The sequence below is a fragment of the Chryseobacterium sp. 22458 genome (assembly GCF_052044975.1).
Taxonomy (GTDB): Bacteria; Bacteroidota; Bacteroidia; order Flavobacteriales; family Weeksellaceae; genus Chryseobacterium.
Window position 1 is genome coordinate 431,473 of record NZ_JBQEOA010000003.1, and the last position, 23,299, is coordinate 454,771.

Consider the following 23,299-nt stretch of genomic DNA (forward strand, 5'->3'; position numbering starts at 1 on the left):
TATACAGGACTATTTTTTAATAGTCCTTTTTTATTGGATGACCGATTCAGCAAGACAATCACTACTTACTCTTCAGATTTATTTTCAAAAAACTCATAAAATCTTATTAATAAACGGTATGTTTTGCTTTTTTTCTGTTAAATTTTATTCACAAAAGCTATCTTTGCGAAAACTCACATAGACAGACATACATGTTTTTAAAAAAAATAAAACCATTCCTATATTTAGGAATTTTCTATCTTATTATTTCGTTGATAATAAGGACAATTTTCTTTTTCCATCCTATCACCACAGCTAGCTTTAGCTTTTTTGAAATAATAAAAGTACTGTTTGTAGGTCTTGTGAATGATATTTTTGTATTCATACTGGCCAGTACCATTCTAGTCCTCTACTTTCTGTTCCTTTCAGATTCAAAGTACAGGAAACCTTACGGTTATATCATTTTTGGAGCATTGCTGCTATTCTTCCTGTATATATGGCTTATACCCAATAATATTTTCAAACAATACGGAGGATCTGTCACCGAAGTTGCCCTTGCTTTTGTAGGGATTAAAACTTTTTTCTTCGGATTGATGCTTTTCCTTCCTTCCCAGAGAATCAAAATCCGTAATACTTTATATTTTATTACTTTACTGATCCATGTACTTGTCATTATTTTCAATGGAGTAAGTGAATACTTCTTTTACAATGAATTTGGGGTACGATATAATTTTATTGCTGTAGATTACCTGATCTATACGAACGAGGTTATTGGGAATATCATGGAAAGCTACCCCGTTGTCCCTTTATTTTCAGCGATCATGATCGTCACTCTTGCCATTACATGGTTCATTTATAAGAAGACTAAAGATGAACTGCTTGAACTGCCTGATTTCAAGCAGAAAATGATTCTCCTGGGTTCATTTGCAATTCTTTGTACAGTTAGTTTATTAGCTTTACCATCATTAATGCAGATCAAATCAGATAATGTGTTTGCTGATGAAATTGAAGCTAACGGAATTCCTAAATTCTACTGGGCTTTTACCCACAATGAGCTGGATTATTTTCAATTCTATTCACAACTTAACCAGCAGCAGGCTGAAAAGAAGTTCTTAAGCCAGTTCCCACAGCATACATTATCGAGAAACATTGTTGCTGAACAACCTGAAACAAAGAAAAACGTTGTCCTGATCTCTATTGAAAGCCTTTCTGCCGACTTCATGGAACATTATGGTAATACCCAGAAGATCACACCGTTTCTGGACAGTTTGGCAGAAAAATCACTGATGTTCACCAATCTTTATGCAACAGGTAACAGAACAGTACGGGGACTTGAAGCACTAACGCTTTGCATCCCTCCTACTGCCGGTGAAAGTATCATCAAAAGAGATGACAACAAAAATAAATTCACAACAGGAAATGTTTTCAAATCCAAAGGCTATGATGTAAAATTCCTGTACGGAGGATACAGCTATTTTGATAATATGCAGGACTTCTTTGGCGGAAACGGCTATGGTATTGTAGACCGAAATAACTTTAAACCGGAAGAAATCACCTTTGCCAACGTTTGGGGCGTAGCTGACGAAGATATGGCTAAAAAGGCAATTCAGGTAATGAATGCTGAAGCAAAATCAGGAAAACCTTTCTTTAATCACTGGATGACGGTCTCCAATCACAGACCTTTCACTTATCCTGATGGAAGAATTGATATCCCGGGAACAGCAAAATCCCGTGAAGGCGGTGTAAAATATACGGACTACTCACTTAAACTGTTTTTTGAAATGGCTAAAAAACAGGATTGGTATAAAAATACAGTCTTTGTTATCATTGCAGACCACTGTGCATCAAGTGCCGGAAAAACAGAGCTTCCAATGGATAAATACAGAATTCCCGCCATGGTATTCTCAGAAGGATTTATCCAGCCTCAGAAGTTTGACTCCCTGATGTCTCAGATCGATGTAATGCCTACGGTTTTCGGATTACTGAACTTCAGCTATCAGTCTAAATTCTTAGGCCAGGATGTCTTTAAAAAAGAATTCCAGCCTAAAGCTTATATTGCCACTTATCAGGATCTCGGCTTTGTAAAAGATAATCGACTGACTATTATTTCGCCGGTGAAAAAAGTAAAACAGTATTCTTTAGAACTGGAAAAAAGTGACTTAAAACCGGAATTTAAACTGTATTATAACGAAAATTTATTAAAAAATCCAGATCAGAAACTGGTAGATGATGCTGTTTCGGCCTACCAGTCGACATCATATTGGCTAAAGACGAAACAACTCAACAGATAAATATCTAAATATTTTCGCTTATAATCTGGCGTAAAATATTTAAATTAACCCATAAATTTATTAGTATGAAATGGACAGACGACAGAGGCGGTAACGTTGATGACCGCCGTGGTTCAGGAGGCGGAAGTGGAGGTATGATTGTAGGAGGCGGCCTCGGAACTTTAATTATAGCAGCCATCGTATTCTTTTTGGGAGGTGATCCTTCCGGTATTTTAAATTCAGGCAGTATTCAGTCTTCAGGAAATTCCGGAGAGCAAAGAGAACTTACAGCCAGTGAAAAACAGGTCGGAGAAATGGTCGACATGATGGCCAAATGGAATATTCTTACCTGGGATCAGATTTTTAAGGAAAATGGAATGACTTACAGTGCTCCTCAGGTGGTTCTTTTTGAAAATACAACTTCCTCAGCATGTGGTACAGCGCAATCTGCTATGGGACCATTCTATTGTCCGGCTGATCAGAAAGTTTATATGGACATGAGCTTTTTTGGTGAGCTTCAGCAAAAATTCGGAGCTAAGGTAACTGAGTTTACAGTAGCTTACGTTCTTGCCCACGAAGTAGGACATCATGTACAAACTCTTTTGGGAACTACTCAGAAAGTGGATGCCTTAAGAAGAAGCGGAAGATATTCTGAAGCCGAAATGAATAAAGTCTCTGTAGCTACAGAATTACAGGCAGATTTTTATGCCGGAGTATGGGCAAAAAGAACCAACGACAGCAAACATATTCTTGAACCCGGGGATATTGAGTCTGCCATAGATGCTGCAGAAGCGGTTGGCGATGATAATATTCAGAGAAGAGGTCAGGGGTATGTCAATCAGGAAAGCTTTACCCACGGATCATCTGCGCAACGTAAAGAATGGTTTATGAAAGGCTATAACACCGGAGATATCAGACAAGGTGACACCTTTAATCAGCTTTTAAGATAGTATCTAAAGTTTAAACCTGGCAGGGTTTAAATCTTCAAATAAAAACAGCGACCTCATTCTGAGGCCGCTGTTTTTATATTTATTGCAATTCAATCGGATTAGAATTTTTCTTAGCTTCTTCTTTTACCCTCTCTTCTACCCTTTTTCTCATATCATTAGGATTTTGGTTCCCGCCACCGCCAGGACCTCTTCCTTCTCCCATTCTGGTTACGGAAAACCCTCCCGAGCCTCCCTGAGTCATAAATGACATCGGATCGGTCTGGTATTTCTTTTGCTGCTTCACAAAATCTGCTCTTTTTACCTTTAATGTATTTCCAAACTGATTTGAGACTGAAGATTCAACCACCTTGTAGTTTTTCATCAGATCAAAAGAATAATCACCTTTATCATCCTCAACTTTTACAATCAATCCGGGAAGTCCTCCGAATTTATATGGTCCATCCTGATAAGGCAGATCTGTAGTAAACCATGCCATCCATTTTCTGCCGGCAAAATCCGTTTCTGCCTTTTGAACTTTATATTCTCCTATTTTTTGTGTTTCAGAAGATATTTTCCATGTGATTGGTCTGTCTTCTTCGTAAGAATACATATCTCTGCCTATTCTTTCTTTAAAAAAAGTTTTCTGATTGGTTTTATCCTTTTCCACAGAATAATTGATATTGGTTCTCAGACCTTCCATCACATCCCTGCTGATACTCACTCTTCCGCCACCGCCCTGAAAGGCTTTCTGCATGACGGAATCCCTTTTCATTTTATTTTCAGAATAAAATACCGACTTCTCCGGAGAAATATCCAGATAGGCATTTTCGGTTTTAATTGTGGATTTATTTTCTGCATCAGGTTTCATCGTAACCTGATATACAAACCTGTTGGTTTGGCCGGAAACGTGCTGTATAAAGAGAGCCAGAGCAATAATACCTATTTTTTTCATTGTGAGTCAATTTATGTTTTGGATTTCAAAAGATTACCAAGGTTAAACTCATCAATGATAAAAATCGATAAAATAAAAATGCTGATTTTTATATCCTGATTTTTGTTCGTATTTTTGCATCATTAAATCATTCTAAATAAATACAATGATAAAAGTATCAGACTATGCAAAGGAGAAAGCCATTCAGTTGATGACTGAAGATGGTTTTAACCCTGCTGAAGATTATATAAGAGTGGGAGTGAAAAGTGGTGGATGCTCTGGTTTAGAGTATGTTCTGAAGTTTGACAACCAAAAAACAGACACAGATCAGATTTTTGAAGATAATGATATCAAAATTATCATCGATAAAAAATCCATTCTTTATTTAGCAGGAACTACTCTTGAATATTCAGGAGGATTGAACGGAAAAGGGTTTGTTTTCAACAACCCGAACGCATCCAGAACATGTGGATGTGGAGAATCATTTAGTCTTTAGAAAAAAGACATAAGATACTAGATATCAGCGATCAGAAAGCATCTGAAACCTGAGGTCTAAAATCTGAAATCTAAAAAATAATAATGAGTAAATACACTGAAGACGATTTAAGAGTCGATCTAGAAAATAAAAAATATGAATTCGGTTGGGAAACTAAGATTGATTACGAAGATTTCCCGATTGGTTTGAATGAGGACATCATCCGTGCGATCTCTGCTAAAAAAGAAGAGCCGGAATGGATGACTGAATGGCGTCTGGAATCTTTTAAAATCTGGTTGAAGATGATAGAGCCTGAATGGGCGAACATCAAATATGAAAAGCCGGATTTTCAAGCAATCCGTTACTACGCTGCTCCAAAGGCAAAGCCGGAATTGGAAAGCCTTGATCAGGTTGACCCTGAATTATTGAAAACCTTCGAAAAGCTGGGGATCAATATTGAGGAACAAAAAAGACTATCAGGAGTAGCAGTAGATATTGTAATAGACTCAGTTTCTGTGAAAACTACTTTCCAGGATACATTAGCAGAAAAAGGAATTATTTTCTGTTCCATTTCTGAAGCTATTAAGAACCATCCTGATTTAGTAAGAAAATACCTTGGAAAAGTAGTTCCGAGAGGTGATAATTTCTATGCAGCACTGAATTCCGCAGTATTCTCTGACGGAAGTTTCTGCTATATTCCTAAAGGTGTAAAATGCCCAATGGAGCTTTCCACTTACTTCCGTATCAACCAGGCAGGTACAGGACAGTTTGAAAGAACGCTTGTGATTGCAGATGAAGGAAGTTATGTTTCTTACCTTGAAGGATGTACAGCACCGTCAAGAGACGAAAACCAGCTTCATGCTGCGGTAGTGGAACTGATTGCGATGGATGATGCAGAAATTAAATATTCTACAGTACAGAACTGGTATCCTGGTAATGAAGAAGGAAAAGGAGGGGTATTCAACTTCGTAACGAAAAGAGGACTTTGCGAAAGAAATGCAAAAATCTCATGGACACAGGTAGAAACAGGTTCTGCAGTAACATGGAAATATCCGTCTTGTATCCTTAAAGGAGACAATTCTATTGGAGAATTCTACTCTATTGCGGTTACCAACAACCACCAGTATGCAGATACAGGAACAAAAATGATCCACATCGGAAAGAATACCAAATCAACGATTATTTCTAAAGGTATTTCCGCCGGAAAATCTCAAAACTCATACCGAGGTCAGGTGAAAGTAATGCCTTCTGCAAAAGGGGCAAGAAACTTCTCACAATGTGACTCTTTATTGATGGGTAATGAATGTGGAGCTCATACTTTCCCATATATTGAAATCAAAGATCCTACGGCGCAGTTAGAGCACGAGGCAACGACTTCAAAAATCGGGGAGGATCAGATTTTTTACTGTAACCAAAGAGGAATTGATACAGAAAGAGCAATTGCTCTGATCGTAAACGGATTCAGTAAAGAGGTTTTAAATAAGCTTCCGATGGAATTTGCAATTGAAGCACAAAAGCTGCTTGAAATTTCATTAGAAGGATCAGTAGGATAACTCACTGAAGATGATAAGCTCTATGAAGAAATTGTTACTGGCATTTTTTGGATTGATTTTCTTCAGTCTTTCTGCTCAGGAAAAAACAGGATTTCAGCTTTCAAGCCATATCCTGGATATTTCGGAAGGGAAACCGGCCGGAAAGGTAGAAATTGCACTGGAAAAATTTAATGAAACCACTCAACAATGGGTTTCTGTAGGTAAAAAGCAAACTGATAATAATGGCAGGGTTTCAGATTTTTTACCATATCAAAAAACCGGTAATAATGGAAAATACAAACTTGTATTCTTTGTAGAAGATTATTACAAACATAAAAATATAGAAAGCTTCTATCCGTCAATTGAGGTCATATTCCAGATAAAAGACAGTGAGCATTATCATGTTCCGATCACGTTATCACCATTTGGATACTCCACATACAGAGGAAGTTAATACAATTATAAAAAGAAAAAGTTAGCAAGAATGTTACAAATTAAAGACCTTCACGCCAAAATTGAAGATGGCGCAGAAATATTAAAAGGGATTAATCTTGAAATAAAGCCGGGTGAAGTTCACGCTATCATGGGGCCAAACGGAGCCGGTAAATCTACCCTTTCTTCTGTAATCGCCGGAAAAGAAGATTACGAAGTAACCGGTGGAGAGATTCTTTTCGAAGGAGAAGATATCGTTGAAGATGCTCCGGAAGACAGAGCACACAAAGGGATTTTCCTTTCGTTCCAGTATCCTGTGGAAATTCCGGGAGTTTCTGTAACGAACTTTATCAAAGCTGCTTTAAACGAAACAAGAAAAGCAAACGGATTGGGAGAAATGCCGGCAAAAGAAATGCTTGCATTGATCCGTGAAAAATCTGAAAAACTGGGAATCAAAAAAGATTTCCTTTCCAGATCACTAAACGAGGGATTCTCAGGAGGTGAAAAGAAAAGAAACGAAATCTTCCAGATGATGATGCTTAATCCTAAACTGGCTATTCTTGATGAAACCGATTCAGGATTGGATATCGATGCCTTAAGAATTGTTGCAGATGGTGTAAACCACTTTAAAAATGAAGGAAACGCAGTTCTTTTGATTACCCACTATCAAAGATTGCTTAACTATATTCAACCGGACTTCGTTCACGTTCTTGCGAATGGAAAAATCATCAAAACAGGTGATAAATCTTTAGCATTGGAATTGGAAGAGAAAGGGTACGATTGGCTTCTTAATTAAGAAGAAAATCAATTATTTCAGGGATTAAAAATTGTTCACTGTCATTCTGAATGAAGCATAGCAAAATAAAGAATCTTTAAAATGAGATTCTCTGTTCCCGGGAATGACAATGTTTTAGTTCAAATAAAAAGAAAAAATGGTGCAGACCACAGATATACCAGTAATGGCATTAAAAGAACAAATTATAGAGAACCATAATGAATTTTTGGAGAGTCTTCGTCACAGATTTCTGGATGAGGATAGAAAAGCAGCTCTTCAAAGATTTGCAAACATTGGTTTTCCAACAAAAAAAGACGAAGAATATAAATATACCAATCTGAAGGAGATCACGGAAAAGAGCTACAACTTTTTCCCGAAAGAGAATCACAATATCACGAAGGAACAGTTTGATGAACTGCATCTTGGAGAGGAAAACTTTGATTGGATCGTTTTTGTAAACGGTAAGCTTCACAAAGAGCTTTCGAAGGTTTCTATTGAAAATGTAGAATTCCTTTCATTCAACTACGCATTGAATGATGAAAAGCACAAAGAGGTTTTTGAAAAATATTTCAACAGCATTGCTTCTAAGGAGCAGGCTTTTACAAACCTGAATCTTGCTTACTGCAAATACGGCTTCTTCCTGAAAGTTCCTAAAAACGTTGTGATTGAAAAACCGATCCACGTTTTCTATATCTCTCAAAATCAAGAAGAAAACACATTCTACAATACAAGAAATCTATTGATTGTGGAAGAAGGTGCAAAAGTAGAGGTCATTGAAAGCCACCACAATTTTGACAGCACATATGTACTGACGAATTCTGTGACGGAGATCTTTACTTATCCTAATGCAAAAGCAGACTGGCACAAACTTCAGAATGACAACAACACATCATACCTTGTTGACAATACTTTCGCAAAACAGGAGAAAGACAGCTTAACCACTGTAAATACCTTCTCTTTCGGAGGGAAACTGGTAAGAAACAACCTTGACTTCATTCATAACGGATCGAATATCAATTCTTTCATGAACGGAATCACCATCATCGGAAAAGATCAGTTGGTAGACCACCACACAGCGGTACACCACAATTTCCCGAACTGTGAGAGTTATCAGAACTACAAAGGGATCTTCGACGGTAATGCCCACGGAGTATTCAACGGAAAAGTTTTTGTTGACAAGATTGCTCAGAAAACCAACGCTTACCAGCAGAACAATAACGTTTTGCTAAGTGAAGGAGCAAGCATCGATACCAAGCCTCAGCTGGAAATTTTTGCAGATGATGTAAAATGTTCTCACGGATGTACAGTAGGTCAGCTGAATGAAGATGCCCTGTTCTACCTGAGAGCAAGAGGAATCTCTAAAAAAGAAGCTCAGGCATTGCTTTTATATGCTTTTGCCAACGATGCCATGCAGAATATTGACATTGAGCCTCTAAAAGAGAAAATTTCAAAGCTATTGGCCGAGAAATTAGAAGTAGATATAGAATTCTAATACTTATATATTTGATAATAAGAAAGCACTTCCATTTGAGAAGTGCTTTTTATTATGTTTTCAGCCGGGATTATTTTTTTAACCAGCTTTGGTTATCCTTATTATCCGAACGTTTCTTTCCATTGTCTATATTATAGGCAAAACCTACACCCAATGTCTGTTTCAGCTGTGTTTTCCAGATTTGGTTATGGTCATACAGCAGATCCAGGGTAATATTGGATGAAATATACTTATTGATCTTCATATTTAAAATCGCTCCATACGCAAGAACCAATCTCTCCGGATGATCCAGATAATTTGAGAATACGGAAGCTGTATTGGTCAGATTAATATTCTCCATGATCTTGATTTTATACATCGCTGTTCCCAGAAAACCGAACTGGAACAAAGAGGAATCTCCATCGTTCTTAAGCCCATATGTTCCGGCCTTCTGAAGATCTTTATCCAATACGAAAGTCCATCTGGCGTTAGCAGGACGTAAAGTTACAGTCAAATTATCACTTGGCCTGTAAGTAACCCCGGCACCAAGATTTAAGTATCCTGGAGCAAAAAAGTTGGAAATTTTCTTCGCCTCAGGATTATTCCCGTCTTCATAACCCGGTGCAAACTGTGTCTGAAGGCTGGCTCCTGTTGAAAAATACCAGTTTTTGGCAAATTCTCTACCATAGTTTGTAGAAAGATTGATGACATCCTGAGTTTTTCTTACTCCTGTCCCCTGGGTATTATTTTGGCCATATCCAAGAATAATAATATTCTCCCAAAGGTCCTTGCCTTTTTCATAAGTAAGGTTGTAATTGACACCGGCAAGCCATCCTACGTTGTTGGCTCCACCTCCTACCCAGTTTGAAAAGGCTGCCTGATTAAGCATTAATGTATTCTGTCCCTGAATAGACCAGGCTTTAACGGTATCAGCTGCAGGCGCATCAGTTTTTGTATCCTGAGCTGTTGCTAAAGTTCCGAAGGAAACGGAAGCGATCAATAAAACTTTTTTCATAATTAACGATTTGTACAAATGTATAAATAATAATTTATGATCGTCTAAAATTCACTTTAAAATGAATTTAACATATTCAAAAAACCACCTGTAACAAACTGAAAACAAACACTTAAAATATCCCCATCTCCTATAACAAACTTAAAGCTACTTAAAACCACGGTCCTTTTTAAAACAAAAAAAGCACCTCAATTCTGAAGTGCTGTTATTTTTAAATAGGTATCTGATTTATTTTTTAATCCACCATTGGCTGTCCTTACGTTCTGATCGTTTTACACCATTATCAAGCGTGTAGGCGAAACCAATCCCAAGAGTCTGCTTTAGCTGTGTTTTCTCAATCTGGTTATGATCATACAGCAAATCTAAAGTGATGTTGGATGAGATGTATTTGTTTACCTTCAGATTCAGAATAGCTCCATAAGCAAGAACCAGCCTGTCCGGGCGATCAAGATAATTGGAGAAGACCGAAGCGGTATTTGTAAGGTGAATATCTTCCATGATTTTAAGCTTATACATTGCAGTTCCCAGAAAACCGAATTGTAACAGGGAAGAATCTCCATCACTTTTTAAACCATAGTTTCCTGCAAGCTGAAGCCCTTTATCCAGAACAAAGGTCCATCTGGCGTTGGTAGGACGTAAAGTTACCGTAAGATCATCATTCGGTCTGTAGGTGATACCCATACCGACGTTTAGGTAACCGGGAGCCATGAAATTGGAGATTTTTTTGGCTTCCGGATTATTCCCGTCTTCATACCCGGGGGCGAACTGTGATTGTAAACCTGCTCCTAAAGAGAAATACCAGCTTTTCGAAAATTTCCGCCCGTAGTTGGTTGAAACATTGATCACATCCTGGGTTTTTCTGATTCCCAATCCTTTGGTGTCATTCTGACCATAGCCGAGAAGGATGATATTCTCCCACAGATCTTTGTCTTTTTCATAGGTAATATTATAGTTCACTCCGGCAAGCCAGCCTACATTGTTGGCTCCACCTCCTACCCAGTTTGAAAAGGCAGCCTGATTGATCATTAAAGTATTTTTCCCAAGTACTGACCAGTATTTCACCGTGTCTACCACTACTGAATCTTTTTTTAATTCTTCTTGTGCACTTGCATAAATCCCTACAAAAAAGGAAAGAATCAACAAAAACTTCTTCATTTCTCTAAATAATTTTCATTGCAAAAATATTAAATATAATTTTTTTAAAGGGGCATTTTACCTTTAAAGAATACATTTTCATGGCTTTTAAGTCCTCATGCCCGGAATATTTTCAGTAAAATCAATGCCAAAATAAGAGGTTAAAAAGTTAAAATCAATACCTTTTGTCTTAAAATCAGAACAGTAGGAAAAATTCTTCGACAAATTTTCCGAAATTAATCATTGGCTTTTGTTTTGACATAAAATCTTCATGTTTAAAAATGTAATTTCCAAAAGAGCGATTATATACCCTTTGCTGATGCTTTCTGCAATGTGGTTCGGGTATTTCTTACAGATGCAGGGCTTTTTTGGCAGTTGCTTCGGAGCTATTATCCCTCTTTTGCCTGAAGGTCTGCTTGGGGTGATCACTTCTCCTCTTTTGCATGGAAACATAGATCATATCATAGGCAATTCTATTCCTATTGCTGCCCTTATGTTTCTGCTTTATCAATTTTATCCACTGGTCGCCAATAAGGTTTTTGTTATCGGATGGCTTGCTACAGGACTTTTGGTTTGGCTTCTTCCTCCTATTGATATTTTTACCGGTGATTATATGTACACCTGTACCATCGGAGCCAGTGGCGTTGTATATGTTCTTGCTTTTTTTCTTTTCTTCAGTGGGGTATTCAAATGGAATACAAAACTTCTTACCATTTCCATGCTTGTAGTATTGTATTACGGAAGTTTAGTCTGGGGAATGCTGCCGGAAGAACTTTTTTATAATATGTCTGAGCCCAGCAAGATTTCATGGCAGGCTCATTTATCCGGAGCTGTAGTGGGAAGTATTATTGCATTTGCCTTTAAAAACGTAGGAGAAAAAAAGAAAAAATTCATCTGGGAATTTCCTAATTATTACAGTGAAAAAGATGATAAACTCTGGCAGGAATACAAAGAAAATCATCCGGAAGACTTTATGGAACTTCCTTATAAAAAAAGAGATGATATCTGGGATCATTTGGATGAATTAAGGAAGAGATAAAACTTATTTCACTACATTTGATAAAAAACACACATGATCTCCGAAGAATATCTTTATGCAATCGCCCTTCGTGAATGTAACCAGATTGGTGATATCAATTTTCATAAACTTGTCCGGACCTTTGGAAGTGCTCAGGAAGCCTGGAAAAAAGCCCAAAAAGAATATAAAGGCCTGGAAGGAATGGGTCAGAAAACCGTTGCTGACATCGGCAGACAGGAACATTTGAAATTCGCAGAAGAAGAATTGAAATTTTGCGAAAAGAATAATATCCGGATCCTGTTGAGGTACCTCAATGAAACGCCTTCTCTGCTTAATGAATGTACTGATGCTCCAGCTGTACTTTATCAAAAAGGAAATGTTGACAATTCATTGCAGAAAATAAGTATTGTGGGAACCCGGAATATGACATCTTATGGCCGTCAATTCATTGAAAATTTCTTTGAAACCACACAATCCTACCCTTATGCATCAGTAAGCGGACTGGCATTGGGAGCAGACAAAGAGGTTCATGAGCAGTCAATTCGTTACCGGAAGCCTACAATAGCAGTTCTTGCCCATGGCTTCCAGTTTTTGTACCCTTCAAAAAACAGAAAGCTTTCTGAGAAAATCCTTCAGGAAGGTGGTGCACTGCTCACAGAATTTAGTTCTTCGAGAAAACCCGACCGGGAAAATTTTATTCAGAGGAACCGGATTGTAGCGGGAATTTCTCCTTCTACCATAGTAGTGGAAACCGGATTTGGAGGCGGTTCTGTAAGTACAGCCGCTTTCGCCAATGATTATAACCGGGATGTATTTGCTCTTCCTGGAAAAATTACGGATAACTATAGCCAGGGCTGTAATCAGTTGATTTTCCATAATAAAGCAACAGCCATTTCAACGATCAAAGATCTGGTCGGAATGCTTGGGTTTAACAATCCGAAAGAAAAAATAGAAGAGCTGTTCCCTTACAGCGAAACAACAATACAACTCACTGAAAATCAAAATACAACATATCAGTCTATAAAAGAAAACCCACAGATTTCTTTGGATGATCTCGCTCAGGTTCTTTCAATTTCATCGCATAAAATTTTACCGATAATTCTGGAATTGGAACTTTTAGGGAAAGTAAAATCGTTTTCCGGGAGGCAATTTATCGCAATTTAAGAATTAACGATTTCTTAATATTGCATTATTTCATACATAACATTTCATTTTTAATAAAATTTGATCATAAATTATTAATTTAATAATATTCCCAAACATTATTATTTAATTTTTAACAATGTTAAAATAGAGTGTTGTGAATCTTGAAAAAAAAATTAAATTTGTTGACAATAATATTCAACCTTAATATATGGAACAATATAATATTGACCAGAAAATCCAAGAGTTTATTGCAAAAATTGAAGCAAAAAATCCTAACGAACCGGAATTCTTACAGGCTGTAAAAGAAGTTGCCGTAACAGTAATTCCATTCATTGCTACGAAAAAAGAATATAACGGAATGAAGCTGCTTGAAAGAATGGCTGAAGCTGAAAGAATCATTATTTTCAGAGTTCCATGGGTTGATGATAAAGGAGAAATTCAGGTTAACAGAGGTTTCAGAATTCAGATGAACTCTGCTATTGGTCCATACAAAGGAGGAATCCGTTTCCATCCTACAGTGAATTTATCAGTTCTTAAGTTCTTAGCTTTCGAACAGGTATTCAAAAACTCTCTGACTACTCTTCCAATGGGTGGTGGTAAAGGAGGTTCAGATTTTGATCCGCAAGGTAAATCTGATATGGAAGTAATGCGTTTCTGCCAGGCTTTCATGACTGAATTATGTAAGCACATTGGTCCTGAAACAGATGTACCTGCAGGAGATATCGGTGTAGGAGCAAGAGAGATCGGTTACCTATTCGGACAATACAAGAAAATCAGAAACGAATTTACCGGAGTTCTTACAGGAAAAGGTCTTGCCTACGGAGGTTCATTAATCCGTCCTGAAGCTACAGGATACGGAGTAGTATACTTTGCTGAGCAGATGCTTAAGACAATCGGACAGGATTTCCAGGGGAAAACAGTAACGGTATCAGGTTTCGGAAACGTAGCCTGGGGAGTTATCAAAAAAGCAACTGAGCTTGGAGCTAAAGTTGTAACTATCTCTGGTCCTGACGGATACATATATGATAAAGACGGTATCAGCGGAGAAAAGATTGATTATTTATTAGAGCTTAGATCTTCTGGAAACAACAGAGCTGAAGACTATGCTAAAAAATATCCATCTGCTGAATTCCATGCAGGAAAACGTCCTTGGGATGTGAAGTGTGATGTTGCTTTCCCTTCTGCAACTCAGAACGAATTAGATTTGGATGATGCAAGAAAGCTTGTTGAAAACGGATGTCTTTGTGTAACTGAAGCTGCTAATATGCCTTCTACACTAGATGCAATCAACTATTTCTTAGACAATAAAGTATTATTCTCTCCTGGTAAAGCTTCCAATGCCGGAGGTGTTGCCACTTCAGGATTAGAAATGACACAGAACTCTATCCGTCTTAACTGGACTTCCGAAGAGGTTGACGCAAGATTAAAGGAAATCATGATCGGTATCCACAAAGCTTGTAGAGACTACGGAAAAGACGAAGACGGTTATGTAAACTACGTAAAAGGTGCAAATATTGCCGGCTTCGTAAAAGTAGCAGAAGCAATGTTGGCTCAGGGAGTTGTGTAAACATAAAAAGACAAGGTTGGGAAAAACTCCCGACCTTTTTTAATATAGCCTGTTCCCGGGGAAATGGGAAAAAAGTAAAAAGTGAAAGGAGAAAGTGCTGCTATATGCAGCACTTTTTTTATTTTTATCACTATGGAAAATACCTTTAAAAATATTGATGAGTATATTCTTATATTTCCAATAGAAACTCAGGAAAAGCTGTTTGAACTGAGGCAATGTATTCATATTGTGACTTCAGGCATTGAAGAATACATCGGATATCAGATGCCGGCCTTCAGGTATAAAGGCAGGCCATTGGTTTATTTTGCAGGGTATAAAAAGCACATCGGCCTTTATCCCGGAGCTGAAGGTATCAGTCATTTTGAGAAAGATTTTAAGGAAAGAAATTACAAGTTTTCAAAAGGAGCAGTTCAGTTTCCTATGAATACATCTCTTCCATTGGAGCTGGTACGAAAGATTGTAAAGTTCCGTGTAGAAGAAATTGATAGTAAGTAAATTAGATATAGTTTTCATATCCTTTAAACCATCAAATAAAGTTAGTTTTTCGCAAAAACAGCAAAAAATCCTGAAATACAAGATTTCAGGATTCCGACTAGTGTTTGCTAAAATGAATTTGTACTACTTTTTCTTCTTCTTATCTTTTTTTTCTTCTTTCGTTGCATCTGTAGGTTTAGTAGACTCCATGGTTGTTACTTTACTTGTCTCAGTAGCAGGAGTTGTTTCTACAGTAGTTGTGGTGTTCTGTTGTGTGGTACCGGTATCTGGTGCAGTGGTGTTAGTCTTTGAATCCGGTTGCTGTGTTTGGGTAGTCGATGGGTTTTTGGCAGGGGTTTCAGCAGGCTTATTTTGCTCTGTTTGGGCCGACACTGCGATCATACCGGCCAAGGTGAATGCGGCCGTTAAAAATAACTTTTTCATAATGTAATATTTTAAATGATTGTTTAACTTAAACGAGACATCATTTATAAAATTATGCGTAACTCATTTATTTAACGTACTTTATAATTATTTAAGAAGAATTTGCAAAAAAAATAATCCGACTGAATTGGGCCGGAAGATTGATTTTTTTAATCGCTGTCAGGTTTAAAGCCTTGACAATAATTACTTCGATATATTCTTCATCATCTTTTCTACGAACTCAAAAGCTGCCGGGCAGATGACTGTATTTTTAAGCATCAGGTGATTGATCTGGTAGATCTTTTTACGGTCGGTATGAGGGTATTCACGACACGCCTTCGGTCTTACTTCATAGATGGAGCAGGTATTATCCCCGTTCAGGAAAAAGCAGGGCAGATTCTGTAATACTTTGTCATTATCCTCGTCTACTCTTAAGAATTTGGCTTCAAAATCAGCCTGCTTCATACGCAGATGTTTTGAAATACGTTCAATATCTTTTTCTGTATAGAGAGGACCTGTAGTTTTACAGCAATTGGCACATTGCAGGCAGTCTATTTCTTCAAAGACTTCATCATGGGTTTCCTGAACGATATAATCAAGGTTTTTGGGCGGTTTCTTTTTCAGCCCGTCCAGGAATTTTTTATGTTCTTTCTGCTTTTGTAAAGCCTGTTTTTTATAAAAATCTAAATTCATTTATTCTTTATTTCTCAGCAATGCCGGAAGTTCTTCTTTTTTATATTCATTGATCTTGTCCAGATCCAGCACCGTGCTCAGATTTTCTTTACCCGGATAGTACATAGGAACGAATTTCGCTCCGTAAATAATTTCACCCGTTGTATAAGAAGACCTCTGAACTACTGTATTGGAAAAGACTTCATCAAAAGCCCGAACCTGAACGATAATCTCAATATCCGTATTTTTAAAATCATCCTCAGAGAATCCGAAAAAAGGAGAATTTTCATTAATCGGATGAACAACAGTCCAGTTCAGGGCCAGGGTATTGATCTTATTCAATTGAGTATCTAACCTGTAAAAATTGCTTTTGGCAGTTCCGTTTTCCATGACTTCAATAGCTGCAGAAACAATAACATCAGCATCAGTCAGGGCATTATTTTTATAAGGTGCCAGCCTGAACATTAATGCAGAGGATTCCTGGAAAGGTGCGATAACTGCTATATCAGAAAATCTCAGGTAAGCCCTTGGTCTTGAAAACCGTCCATAAAAAAGACCGGTTGCGATGGCAAAGGTAAGCAATCCCAGAAAAGCTTCAAAGGTAGCCACAAGACTTGCCATAAAGCCCACAGGGGCAATCCTTCCGTAACCTACAGTAGTAAAGGTCTGCGAGCTGAAGAAAAAGACATCAATAAACTCGTTGAGCGGGTCACTTTTGTCAATCCCGGTCAGATGCTCTACTCCAATCAGGTAATAGATCAACGCAAAAAGAAGGTTGATGAGCACATAAGCAATCACCAGATAAGCTATAAACCGGAAAGAAGAAAGGTTCAGCATGGTATGATACCAGCTCAGCCTGTTGAAGACATTTACCCCTCTTCTCTGTACATTCGGGAGGCCGTCTTTATTGATAAATCTTCCGGATGCATTGTTTCCGAATCCGCTGTTTTCAGCATTCTTCTGCCGGATCTTTTTTCTGAATCCTCCTGTCATTTGTAGATCATTTATTTTTACGGTTGAAGCAAATCTCCCCGTTCATTTATTTGCTTGTTTGCCATTTTCATTAGGCAAAGATAAAATATTGTTTTCATGAATTTTATCAATTGAATCATTTGATTTCTCATACGATTTTGCAGTACATTTGAAGTATGAAAAAACTGGAGTCAAGAGAAGACATTGAGCATCTTGTCAATTCATTTTATGCCAAGGTGGTAAAGGATGAGACCATTGGGTTCTTCTTTAATGATATTGCGAAAGTAGACTGGGATAAACACCTTCCAAAAATGTATTCGTTCTGGGAGTCTATTCTCTTTGGGCAAATGACCTATAAAGGAAATCCTATGGGTGTACATTTTCCGATCAATGAAATACAGGCTATGGAACAGAAACATTTCGACAGGTGGCTTGAGCTATGGCGTATGACGATTGAAGAGAATTTCGTAGGAGAAAATGCCGATATGGCTATCTATAAGTCTGAAAATATTGCCAAACTGATGGCTTTCAAGATGGAACTGGCCAGAAGGCTTTAGCAGGGTTCGGGATTACGTTTTAGTATCTGTTTAAGGAACAATTACCGTAAAGATATAAGCTGCCAGATTCACCAGAAGAACAGTCCCGTACAGGATATTTGTTTTTCCACGGCTCAATGAAAGCATTACAATAAATACGGATAAAGAAAGCAGAATAATATCTTTTTTGTCTAATCCCAGCACCAGCGGAATATCATACAAAATACACACCGTAGATACGGCAGGAATCGTAAGACCAATACTGGCAAGGGCAGAGCCTAAGGCAAGGTTTAAGCTGGACTGGATCTGATTGGATCTTGCCGCCCGTATTGCAGCAACTCCTTCAGGAAGAAGAACCACCGCTGCAATGATCACCCCAACCAAAGATTTGGGCGCTCCTACACTCTGTACCATTCCCTCAATAGTATCGGAAAGACCTTTTGCCATTAAAACAACAATCACAAGACAAACTACCAGAAATGCAAAGCTTACCATTGTTTTCGTTAACGAAGGAATATAATGTTCTTCAGGATGCTCATCAGGGACAATAAAATAACTTCTGTGACGTACAGTCTGCACCATCAGGAATACCCCATAGATCACAAGGCAGGCAATAGATACAAAAACTAGCTGTGCTTCGTTGTAAAAAGGTCCGTTAACACTTGAAGTAAAATTAGGAAGTACAAGGGTAAGAATAAGAATAGAAACAATACTTACGAGATAAGTAGTAGCAGATGTTCTTGCGAAAAACTGCTCATGATATTTAACGCCGCCTACCAAAATACAGATTCCTAGAATTCCATTGAGGATCAGCATCACGGCAGCAAAAACGGTATCTCTGGCCAGTGTGATCGCCTGATCGCCACCGGCCACCATCAGTGAGATGATCAGCGCCACTTCAATAATGGTGATACAAAGAGCCAGGATAATGGTTCCGAAAGGCTCCCCTACTTTATGAGCTACCATTTCGGCATGATGCACTGCAGATAAAACGCTCCCGATAAGCAGCACACCTGCAATAATATCATAAATAACACCTGTTCCCATCAATCCGGAAAAGTAGTACCCTACCGTAAGGAGAGGAAGAATGTAAGTATAATGTAAAAATTCTTTAAGCTTCATAAAGTGACTACAAAGTACAAAAAAACTATAGAATTTGAAATATTAATGGAAAATATTAATGATATTTTAATGACTCCATAAGGTAAAGTCCTGAAAATCTGTAAGCATATGAAACAGCAACCCAATGGCTATAATCCTGATATTTCCTTTGAAGAACAACATCAGAATATAGACTGCAATGGCATAATAAGAATGGAGGAAATGAAATCCTATACTGTTTCTTGAAGGATCAAAAATGGGATTGGCAAAAAGATGATCCAGATCTACGAGCATTGTTGCCAGTAAGATAAGATATACCTTCTTCCAGTTTTTACGATAAAAGATCAATGCGATAAACACCGGAAAAATCAGATGTAAAAAATAATGCGTAAACGTTTTGAGCAACATAACTTCTGACTGGGCCATTACTACTTATTCATTTTAGGAGTTGCTGATGCTTTACCATCTTAAAATTAAAGGCAGTTCACCTTTCTTTGCTTTCACTGTGATCCGGTAATCCTGAGCTTTATTCACATACAGGATATGATCAATACCGGAAATGATCTTTTTTTCTGTTTCACTTAAAGTTTTCAGGGAAGAAAATAACAGGGGACTGTTCCGGATCAGCATATAGTTTTCTTTTATGCCCGGGGAAAGCGAAACAGGTTTCCGGGTAGATTGTATGATTATCCTACTGTTGGTTTTACTGATCGTATTGGGCTGAAAAGGAATTGCTGTGAATTGATTCTGGGTGTTGATCCATTTTTTAGCATGAAAATACTCCCACGTCTTTCCGGGTATCCGGCTTTGAAATTCTACAATATAATCAGGCTGGGTAATTTTCTGAATTGTCTTTTTTTCAGTTTCATTAAAATCATCATCGTACTCATAGCTGATGATGGTATCATTTACCTGCACTAGATCAGCAGAGGCTCTGAGATAACTGATATCTGATGAATCAACAAAGCTTTTATTGAAAAAGCGGGCATAATTTTTTACATTCTCTGCATCCAGTTCCATTTCCAGAAAGTGGTTTTTCTTCTGTAATCTGGAAGCAATGGAATTGAATATCTCCGTTTCCGTATTGTTTCTGATCTCAACTTCATCATCTTTCACTTCAATGGAGAAATTCCGGATCTTTTGTCCTGAAATGAAGGAAATACTTGCTGCCGTATTGTAAATCAACTGATCAGCGTTCCATTTACTTTTTTGCGGCGTGTGGAGAAGCTGTTTTTTTATCGATTCAAAAGCCTGGTCAGAAGTTCCTGCAATACAATATTCTTTTTCGATTACAATAAAAATCTGATCCTTTTGAAAGTTTCCGTTTCCTTTATCAGTAAATTGACGTGATTTCAGGAATTTTATGAATTTTTGAGGGTCTTTAAGTTCCAGAATACTATACCATTCGGAAAATTTCGAATCTCTGACATGAAAGATCTGGAAGAAATCCGGAACTCTGATTCCTGAATTTTTAAATGAAACCGAACTTTTATCTTTTGTTGGGCTTCCAGACCATTCTGAAGGATGCGTGATTAAACTGAAGAGGTATTGACCCGTTAATTTTTTAACATCGATTATAACTACTGCATCTGCATTTTCAGGAATAAACTTCAGGGTTTTATCCTTGTGGAAAAATACCCAATATACTGCTGCAGCAAGGATGAGAATTAACGGGACAATAATCTTCTTTTTGTTCATTTATAGTATCTGCGATTTTTTTTCTTCCTTGGTTTTAAAAATCTGGTCAAACAAATCAAAGAAATACATCAGGCTGTTTTCTGATGAATCTTTGATGATATAATTCATTTCAGTCTGGATACTTTCTCCTTTTGCCTCTGTTTTATAATAAAGTTCGCCTACATTTTTTCTGATTGCATCCAGCGTTCTTCTTTCTTTAGGGCTTTTGAATTCTTTATCCAGACCTGTCAAAAGCTTCTGGATATCCAATCTTCCGGATAACGGATATTTAGCAGAGTCTTTTGCCCATTTTCTGGAAACGTCAGTCTGGCTGGTAGGAAGAATATTTTCTGTAGAACTCATCAGATAAACAACTCCGTTTTTTACAGTAAAGAACAGCTGATCGACATATCCTCCGTTTTTCTCATCTTTAAACGTGTAGAAATCACCTTTTTTAGAGAATCTTTTAGACAGTTTTTTATTAGTAGCCAACAGATTAAAGATACGGTTCCAGTACCCTTCATTCTCTGTTGCAAAGGCGAAAGTGAAGTTTGGCACTGCTATTTCTTTGGTTTTCTTTACTTCTTTTTCATTGAAATCTGCATCGTATTCATAGTCGGTGTATTCTACTTTTTTCGTTTTCAGTTCATTGAGAACAAAAATCCCGTTTCCTGGTGCTATTTTGGCAATGGCTTCTTCATCCAGAATAATTTTCATGGTTTCCATCACCAGCTCCATTTCTTTCTTATATTCACCTACTCCCGAGTTCTGAAGAAGGCTGTACATCACATCAAAACATTTGGCGCCGTTTACGTTCATTGCATAGTAACCAACGCTTTTTTCACTGATCAGTTCCAGCAGTTTTTTATTTTTCTTCCCTTTATAAACAGATGAAATATTCTTCTGGATCTCAGTGTCTTTGTGCTGATAATTATTCACCAATCTTACTTTATCTTTATCAAAATACAGATTGTAAGAGTAATTGGAATTGTACATATTTTTGAACATCTGTCCGTAAGTATAGTACTTGGTCATTTTACCATAGATCCCTTCATTAACGATTCTTCCGTAGTCTGTATACACAAAAACATCAGAATTAGCATCTCTGAAAGTCAGCATTTCTTTAGGAGCTTCTATTTCAAGGTTGGAACTGAAATACCTGTCAAAATGATCCTCAGCATGCTTTTTAACGATTTTGAAATTTTCTTTGCGGATAGAATCCTGTTCTTTCTGATAAGCCTTATCCGCTTCTGAATCTTCATATTCTGTAGCCTCTCCCGGATAATCTTCCTGTTCCGGAGTTTGGTTATTTTCTTTTTCCTTCGGATACTTATGATGTTTCTGAAGATATTTGATATCCTTTTGAATTCTTGCTATTTCAAGATTATTTTCCTTAATATTTTCTTTCAGGTATTTAATATCATCCTTCAGATTTTTGATTTCTTCTTTATAATCAAATGGTTTTACTTCCTCTTCAATATAGGCACTGTCTGCTGCAACCGCTACAGCACTGTCAGTAACAGCTTCAATACTCTCTTCAGCCTCTGTTTTCCATAAATCTTTATAAGGTTTTGTATAGCTTACCATGCTTAGAACTGCACGGGTTCCGTTCCAGGCCACAAAAATATCATCATCCATATCAACATATGAATAATTGTTTTTCCTGGATACCTCCAGTCCTTTTTTCTTTACAGAATTTACGAATTCCTGGAACTTTTCCTTATTATCGATAATAAAATGCGTGTTGTATGTTTTGATGGAATCATTAAAGCTTGCATAATGATACTGCACGGCATCATATTTAATTCCTGTTTTGGAATAATCTGTCCATGAAGGTTTTTCCTTACTTTTCTTGCTTAATTCGTGCAGTAAGGGGTTAAGTTTATTCCAGTTGATTTTATTATTAAGCTGCTTTCCGTTGACTTCCATATAAAATACGGCATCATTCGGAACCTTCATGCTATTTTGGGCAAAGGCAATGGTAAAACCAAAGACTAAGAAAATAATTTTATGTGTTTTTAATAAGATAGATTTCATGACTATAGTTTAGAAATTTATTGAAAAAGGATGGTGTTTTGTATTTGTTTTTTCTGCAGGATGAGATCCAGAACATCAGCCTCAAGCTTAAGCGCCTTTTTATTCGGGGAAAGCAGGTAGATATTATTCGTCTGTGATTTTACCGCATTTTCAAACTGCATGATTGAAGTATATTTAGCATCGTTAAAGACTTCTTTATCTGCCTTACTCATTTTATCATAATTCGTTTTGAATGTGTTGACTTTATTTCTCGTCAAAGTCTTTTTTTCAATACTTTGGCTATAGATTTGGGTCGGAACCATTTTTCCCAGGATATTCTGGGATTTGAGCTTTTCCAGTCCGGCATTAATGTTTTCAATTTTTTTGAAATTACAGCTCAGTCTGACAATGTAGTTGTCAAAATCCATGGATGTTTTCACGTTGCTGATCCCCGGAGTTCCTTTGAAGATCCTGGCAGCTTCATTGATTTTATTTTCAATTTCAGACTTTTTGGGAACTTTTTTTCCGTTAATGGTTTCCATTTTAGAAATTGAAGCCAGCCTTGTTTTGCTTTTACTGGCATTGAGAATAATCGTGTATTCCCCTGTTCCGTCCGCTTTCAGGTTAACCTTGTCCAGAATATCAAAGCAACTTGTAAGGATGGATAAAGGAAGAAAAAGAATAAATAATCTCAGAATTTTTTTCATGATTGGGCTTAAAACCACAAAATTACTCAATTCCGGCCTTATATTCT

General features: G+C 37.3%; 23 protein-coding genes. 12 read left to right on the forward strand and 11 right to left on the reverse strand.

The features are described 5' to 3' along the window. The first annotated feature begins 191 nt into the window (after positions 1–191). Together ACTJJF_RS12830 and ypfJ are read left to right on the forward strand one after the other, a co-directional pair. On the forward strand, positions 192–2,270 hold the full coding sequence (locus tag ACTJJF_RS12830) for an LTA synthase family protein (protein ID WP_440699898.1): 2,079 nt from the start codon (positions 192–194) through the stop codon (positions 2,268–2,270). A gap of 65 nt (positions 2,271–2,335) precedes the next feature. Beyond that, the gene (gene ypfJ, locus ACTJJF_RS12835; protein WP_312297252.1) at positions 2,336–3,199 is read left to right on the forward strand and encodes a KPN_02809 family neutral zinc metallopeptidase; all 864 of its coding nucleotides are present in this window, start codon (positions 2,336–2,338) and stop codon (positions 3,197–3,199) included. 79 nt (positions 3,200–3,278) lie between these two features. Here the strand turns inward: ypfJ and ACTJJF_RS12840 are convergent, their stop codons facing one another. After that, positions 3,279–4,130, reverse strand: a complete 852-nt coding sequence (locus tag ACTJJF_RS12840; RefSeq protein ID WP_440699899.1) for a GLPGLI family protein — start codon at positions 4,128–4,130, stop codon at positions 3,279–3,281. A gap of 145 nt (positions 4,131–4,275) precedes the next feature. Between ACTJJF_RS12840 and ACTJJF_RS12845 the strand changes: the two genes are divergently transcribed. The 5 genes from ACTJJF_RS12845 (at position 4,276) to sufD (ending at position 8,815) form a co-directional block, all read left to right on the forward strand. Next, positions 4,276–4,605, forward strand: a complete 330-nt coding sequence (locus tag ACTJJF_RS12845; protein ID WP_047098035.1) for a HesB/IscA family protein — start codon at positions 4,276–4,278, stop codon at positions 4,603–4,605. Positions 4,606–4,688: 83 nt separating this feature from the next. Next, complete coding sequence (gene sufB, locus ACTJJF_RS12850) at positions 4,689–6,137, forward strand: Fe-S cluster assembly protein SufB (RefSeq protein WP_440699900.1); 1,449 nt, start codon at positions 4,689–4,691, stop codon at positions 6,135–6,137. Positions 6,138–6,159: 22 nt separating this feature from the next. Next, on the forward strand, positions 6,160–6,570 hold the full coding sequence (uraH, locus tag ACTJJF_RS12855) for a hydroxyisourate hydrolase (RefSeq protein WP_440699901.1): 411 nt from the start codon (positions 6,160–6,162) through the stop codon (positions 6,568–6,570). Positions 6,571–6,600: 30 nt separating this feature from the next. Then, complete coding sequence (sufC, locus tag ACTJJF_RS12860) at positions 6,601–7,344, forward strand: Fe-S cluster assembly ATPase SufC (RefSeq protein WP_065400053.1); 744 nt, start codon at positions 6,601–6,603, stop codon at positions 7,342–7,344. Positions 7,345–7,507: 163 nt separating this feature from the next. Continuing rightward, positions 7,508–8,815: a Fe-S cluster assembly protein SufD gene (sufD, locus tag ACTJJF_RS12865; RefSeq protein ID WP_312297695.1), complete on the forward strand. Its 1,308-nt coding sequence runs from the start codon at positions 7,508–7,510 to the stop codon at positions 8,813–8,815. Positions 8,816–8,885: 70 nt separating this feature from the next. Here sufD and ACTJJF_RS12870 read toward each other — a convergent pair whose 3' ends face one another. After that, a complete protein-coding gene (locus ACTJJF_RS12870) occupies positions 8,886–9,809 on the reverse strand; it encodes a DUF3078 domain-containing protein (protein WP_312297259.1) in 924 nt (307 codons plus the stop codon). Positions 9,810–10,037: 228 nt separating this feature from the next. Next, positions 10,038–10,964 (reverse strand): DUF3078 domain-containing protein, encoded by a 927-nt coding sequence (locus ACTJJF_RS12875; protein ID WP_312297261.1) that lies wholly within the window; start codon positions 10,962–10,964, stop codon positions 10,038–10,040. A 250-nt stretch (positions 10,965–11,214) separates the two neighbouring features. Between ACTJJF_RS12875 and ACTJJF_RS12880 the strand changes: the two genes are divergently transcribed. From ACTJJF_RS12880 to ACTJJF_RS12895, 4 genes are all read left to right on the forward strand, one after another. Next, entirely contained in the window at positions 11,215–11,982 is a 768-nt protein-coding gene (locus ACTJJF_RS12880; protein ID WP_440699902.1) for a rhomboid family intramembrane serine protease, read from the forward strand. A 33-nt stretch (positions 11,983–12,015) separates the two neighbouring features. Continuing rightward, complete coding sequence (gene dprA, locus ACTJJF_RS12885) at positions 12,016–13,125, forward strand: DNA-processing protein DprA (RefSeq protein WP_440699903.1); 1,110 nt, start codon at positions 12,016–12,018, stop codon at positions 13,123–13,125. 190 nt (positions 13,126–13,315) lie between these two features. Further along, complete coding sequence (gene gdhA / locus ACTJJF_RS12890; RefSeq protein ID WP_047098042.1) at positions 13,316–14,674, forward strand: NADP-specific glutamate dehydrogenase; 1,359 nt, start codon at positions 13,316–13,318, stop codon at positions 14,672–14,674. A 132-nt stretch (positions 14,675–14,806) separates the two neighbouring features. Beyond that, entirely contained in the window at positions 14,807–15,169 is a 363-nt protein-coding gene (locus ACTJJF_RS12895; RefSeq protein WP_440699904.1) for an iron chaperone, read from the forward strand. Positions 15,170–15,292: 123 nt separating this feature from the next. Here ACTJJF_RS12895 and ACTJJF_RS12900 read toward each other — a convergent pair whose 3' ends face one another. From ACTJJF_RS12900 to ACTJJF_RS12910, 3 genes are all read right to left on the reverse strand, one after another. Further along, positions 15,293–15,550, reverse strand: coding sequence for a hypothetical protein (locus ACTJJF_RS12900; protein ID WP_440699905.1), 258 nt, complete (start codon positions 15,548–15,550; stop codon positions 15,293–15,295). 225 nt (positions 15,551–15,775) lie between these two features. Then, the gene (locus ACTJJF_RS12905; protein WP_440699906.1) at positions 15,776–16,264 is read right to left on the reverse strand and encodes a YkgJ family cysteine cluster protein; all 489 of its coding nucleotides are present in this window, start codon (positions 16,262–16,264) and stop codon (positions 15,776–15,778) included. Further along, complete coding sequence (locus ACTJJF_RS12910; RefSeq protein WP_440699907.1) at positions 16,265–17,236, reverse strand: ion channel; 972 nt, start codon at positions 17,234–17,236, stop codon at positions 16,265–16,267. Positions 17,237–17,391: 155 nt separating this feature from the next. Between ACTJJF_RS12910 and ACTJJF_RS12915 the strand changes: the two genes are divergently transcribed. Beyond that, positions 17,392–17,772: a group III truncated hemoglobin gene (locus ACTJJF_RS12915; RefSeq protein ID WP_312297274.1), complete on the forward strand. Its 381-nt coding sequence runs from the start codon at positions 17,392–17,394 to the stop codon at positions 17,770–17,772. A 30-nt stretch (positions 17,773–17,802) separates the two neighbouring features. Here ACTJJF_RS12915 and ACTJJF_RS12920 read toward each other — a convergent pair whose 3' ends face one another. From ACTJJF_RS12920 to ACTJJF_RS12940, 5 genes are all read right to left on the reverse strand, one after another. Continuing rightward, a complete protein-coding gene (locus tag ACTJJF_RS12920; RefSeq protein WP_312297275.1) occupies positions 17,803–18,873 on the reverse strand; it encodes a calcium:proton antiporter in 1,071 nt (356 codons plus the stop codon). Between the two features lie 66 nt (positions 18,874–18,939). Continuing rightward, a complete protein-coding gene (locus ACTJJF_RS12925; protein WP_440699908.1) occupies positions 18,940–19,278 on the reverse strand; it encodes a DUF6122 family protein in 339 nt (112 codons plus the stop codon). A 33-nt stretch (positions 19,279–19,311) separates the two neighbouring features. Next, complete coding sequence (locus tag ACTJJF_RS12930; protein ID WP_440699909.1) at positions 19,312–20,550, reverse strand: hypothetical protein; 1,239 nt, start codon at positions 20,548–20,550, stop codon at positions 19,312–19,314. Next, positions 20,551–22,566, reverse strand: a complete 2,016-nt coding sequence (locus tag ACTJJF_RS12935; RefSeq protein ID WP_440699910.1) for a hypothetical protein — start codon at positions 22,564–22,566, stop codon at positions 20,551–20,553. Between the two features lie 17 nt (positions 22,567–22,583). Continuing rightward, positions 22,584–23,252, reverse strand: a complete 669-nt coding sequence (locus ACTJJF_RS12940; protein WP_440699911.1) for a hypothetical protein — start codon at positions 23,250–23,252, stop codon at positions 22,584–22,586. Positions 23,253–23,299 lie beyond the last annotated feature (47 nt).

What these genes read in the sequence shown, in the direction of transcription:
- ypfJ (WP_312297252.1), top strand. Translation starts at nt 2,336, where the DNA reads ATGAAATGGACAGACGACAGAGGCGGTAACGTTGATGACCGCCGTGGT.
- ACTJJF_RS12900 (WP_440699905.1), bottom strand. Translation starts at nt 15,550, where the DNA reads ATGATCGCAGTGTCGGCCCAAACAGAGCAAAATAAGCCTGCTGAAACC.
- sufC (WP_065400053.1), top strand. Translation starts at nt 6,601, where the DNA reads ATGTTACAAATTAAAGACCTTCACGCCAAAATTGAAGATGGCGCAGAA.
- gdhA (WP_047098042.1), top strand. Translation starts at nt 13,316, where the DNA reads ATGGAACAATATAATATTGACCAGAAAATCCAAGAGTTTATTGCAAAA.
- ACTJJF_RS12875 (WP_312297261.1), bottom strand. Translation starts at nt 10,964, where the DNA reads ATGAAGAAGTTTTTGTTGATTCTTTCCTTTTTTGTAGGGATTTATGCA.
- ACTJJF_RS12895 (WP_440699904.1), top strand. Translation starts at nt 14,807, where the DNA reads ATGGAAAATACCTTTAAAAATATTGATGAGTATATTCTTATATTTCCA.
- ACTJJF_RS12880 (WP_440699902.1), top strand. Translation starts at nt 11,215, where the DNA reads ATGTTTAAAAATGTAATTTCCAAAAGAGCGATTATATACCCTTTGCTG.
- ACTJJF_RS12870 (WP_312297259.1), bottom strand. Translation starts at nt 9,809, where the DNA reads ATGAAAAAAGTTTTATTGATCGCTTCCGTTTCCTTCGGAACTTTAGCA.
- uraH (WP_440699901.1), top strand. Translation starts at nt 6,160, where the DNA reads ATGAAGAAATTGTTACTGGCATTTTTTGGATTGATTTTCTTCAGTCTT.
- sufD (WP_312297695.1), top strand. Translation starts at nt 7,508, where the DNA reads ATGGCATTAAAAGAACAAATTATAGAGAACCATAATGAATTTTTGGAG.
- dprA (WP_440699903.1), top strand. Translation starts at nt 12,016, where the DNA reads ATGATCTCCGAAGAATATCTTTATGCAATCGCCCTTCGTGAATGTAAC.
- ACTJJF_RS12910 (WP_440699907.1), bottom strand. Translation starts at nt 17,236, where the DNA reads ATGACAGGAGGATTCAGAAAAAAGATCCGGCAGAAGAATGCTGAAAAC.
- ACTJJF_RS12840 (WP_440699899.1), bottom strand. Translation starts at nt 4,130, where the DNA reads ATGAAAAAAATAGGTATTATTGCTCTGGCTCTCTTTATACAGCACGTT.
- ACTJJF_RS12940 (WP_440699911.1), bottom strand. Translation starts at nt 23,252, where the DNA reads ATGAAAAAAATTCTGAGATTATTTATTCTTTTTCTTCCTTTATCCATC.
- ACTJJF_RS12930 (WP_440699909.1), bottom strand. Translation starts at nt 20,550, where the DNA reads ATGAACAAAAAGAAGATTATTGTCCCGTTAATTCTCATCCTTGCTGCA.
- ACTJJF_RS12925 (WP_440699908.1), bottom strand. Translation starts at nt 19,278, where the DNA reads ATGGCCCAGTCAGAAGTTATGTTGCTCAAAACGTTTACGCATTATTTT.
- ACTJJF_RS12935 (WP_440699910.1), bottom strand. Translation starts at nt 22,566, where the DNA reads ATGAAATCTATCTTATTAAAAACACATAAAATTATTTTCTTAGTCTTT.
- ACTJJF_RS12845 (WP_047098035.1), top strand. Translation starts at nt 4,276, where the DNA reads ATGATAAAAGTATCAGACTATGCAAAGGAGAAAGCCATTCAGTTGATG.
- sufB (WP_440699900.1), top strand. Translation starts at nt 4,689, where the DNA reads ATGAGTAAATACACTGAAGACGATTTAAGAGTCGATCTAGAAAATAAA.
- ACTJJF_RS12920 (WP_312297275.1), bottom strand. Translation starts at nt 18,873, where the DNA reads ATGAAGCTTAAAGAATTTTTACATTATACTTACATTCTTCCTCTCCTT.
- ACTJJF_RS12905 (WP_440699906.1), bottom strand. Translation starts at nt 16,264, where the DNA reads ATGAATTTAGATTTTTATAAAAAACAGGCTTTACAAAAGCAGAAAGAA.
- ACTJJF_RS12830 (WP_440699898.1), top strand. Translation starts at nt 192, where the DNA reads ATGTTTTTAAAAAAAATAAAACCATTCCTATATTTAGGAATTTTCTAT.
- ACTJJF_RS12915 (WP_312297274.1), top strand. Translation starts at nt 17,392, where the DNA reads ATGAAAAAACTGGAGTCAAGAGAAGACATTGAGCATCTTGTCAATTCA.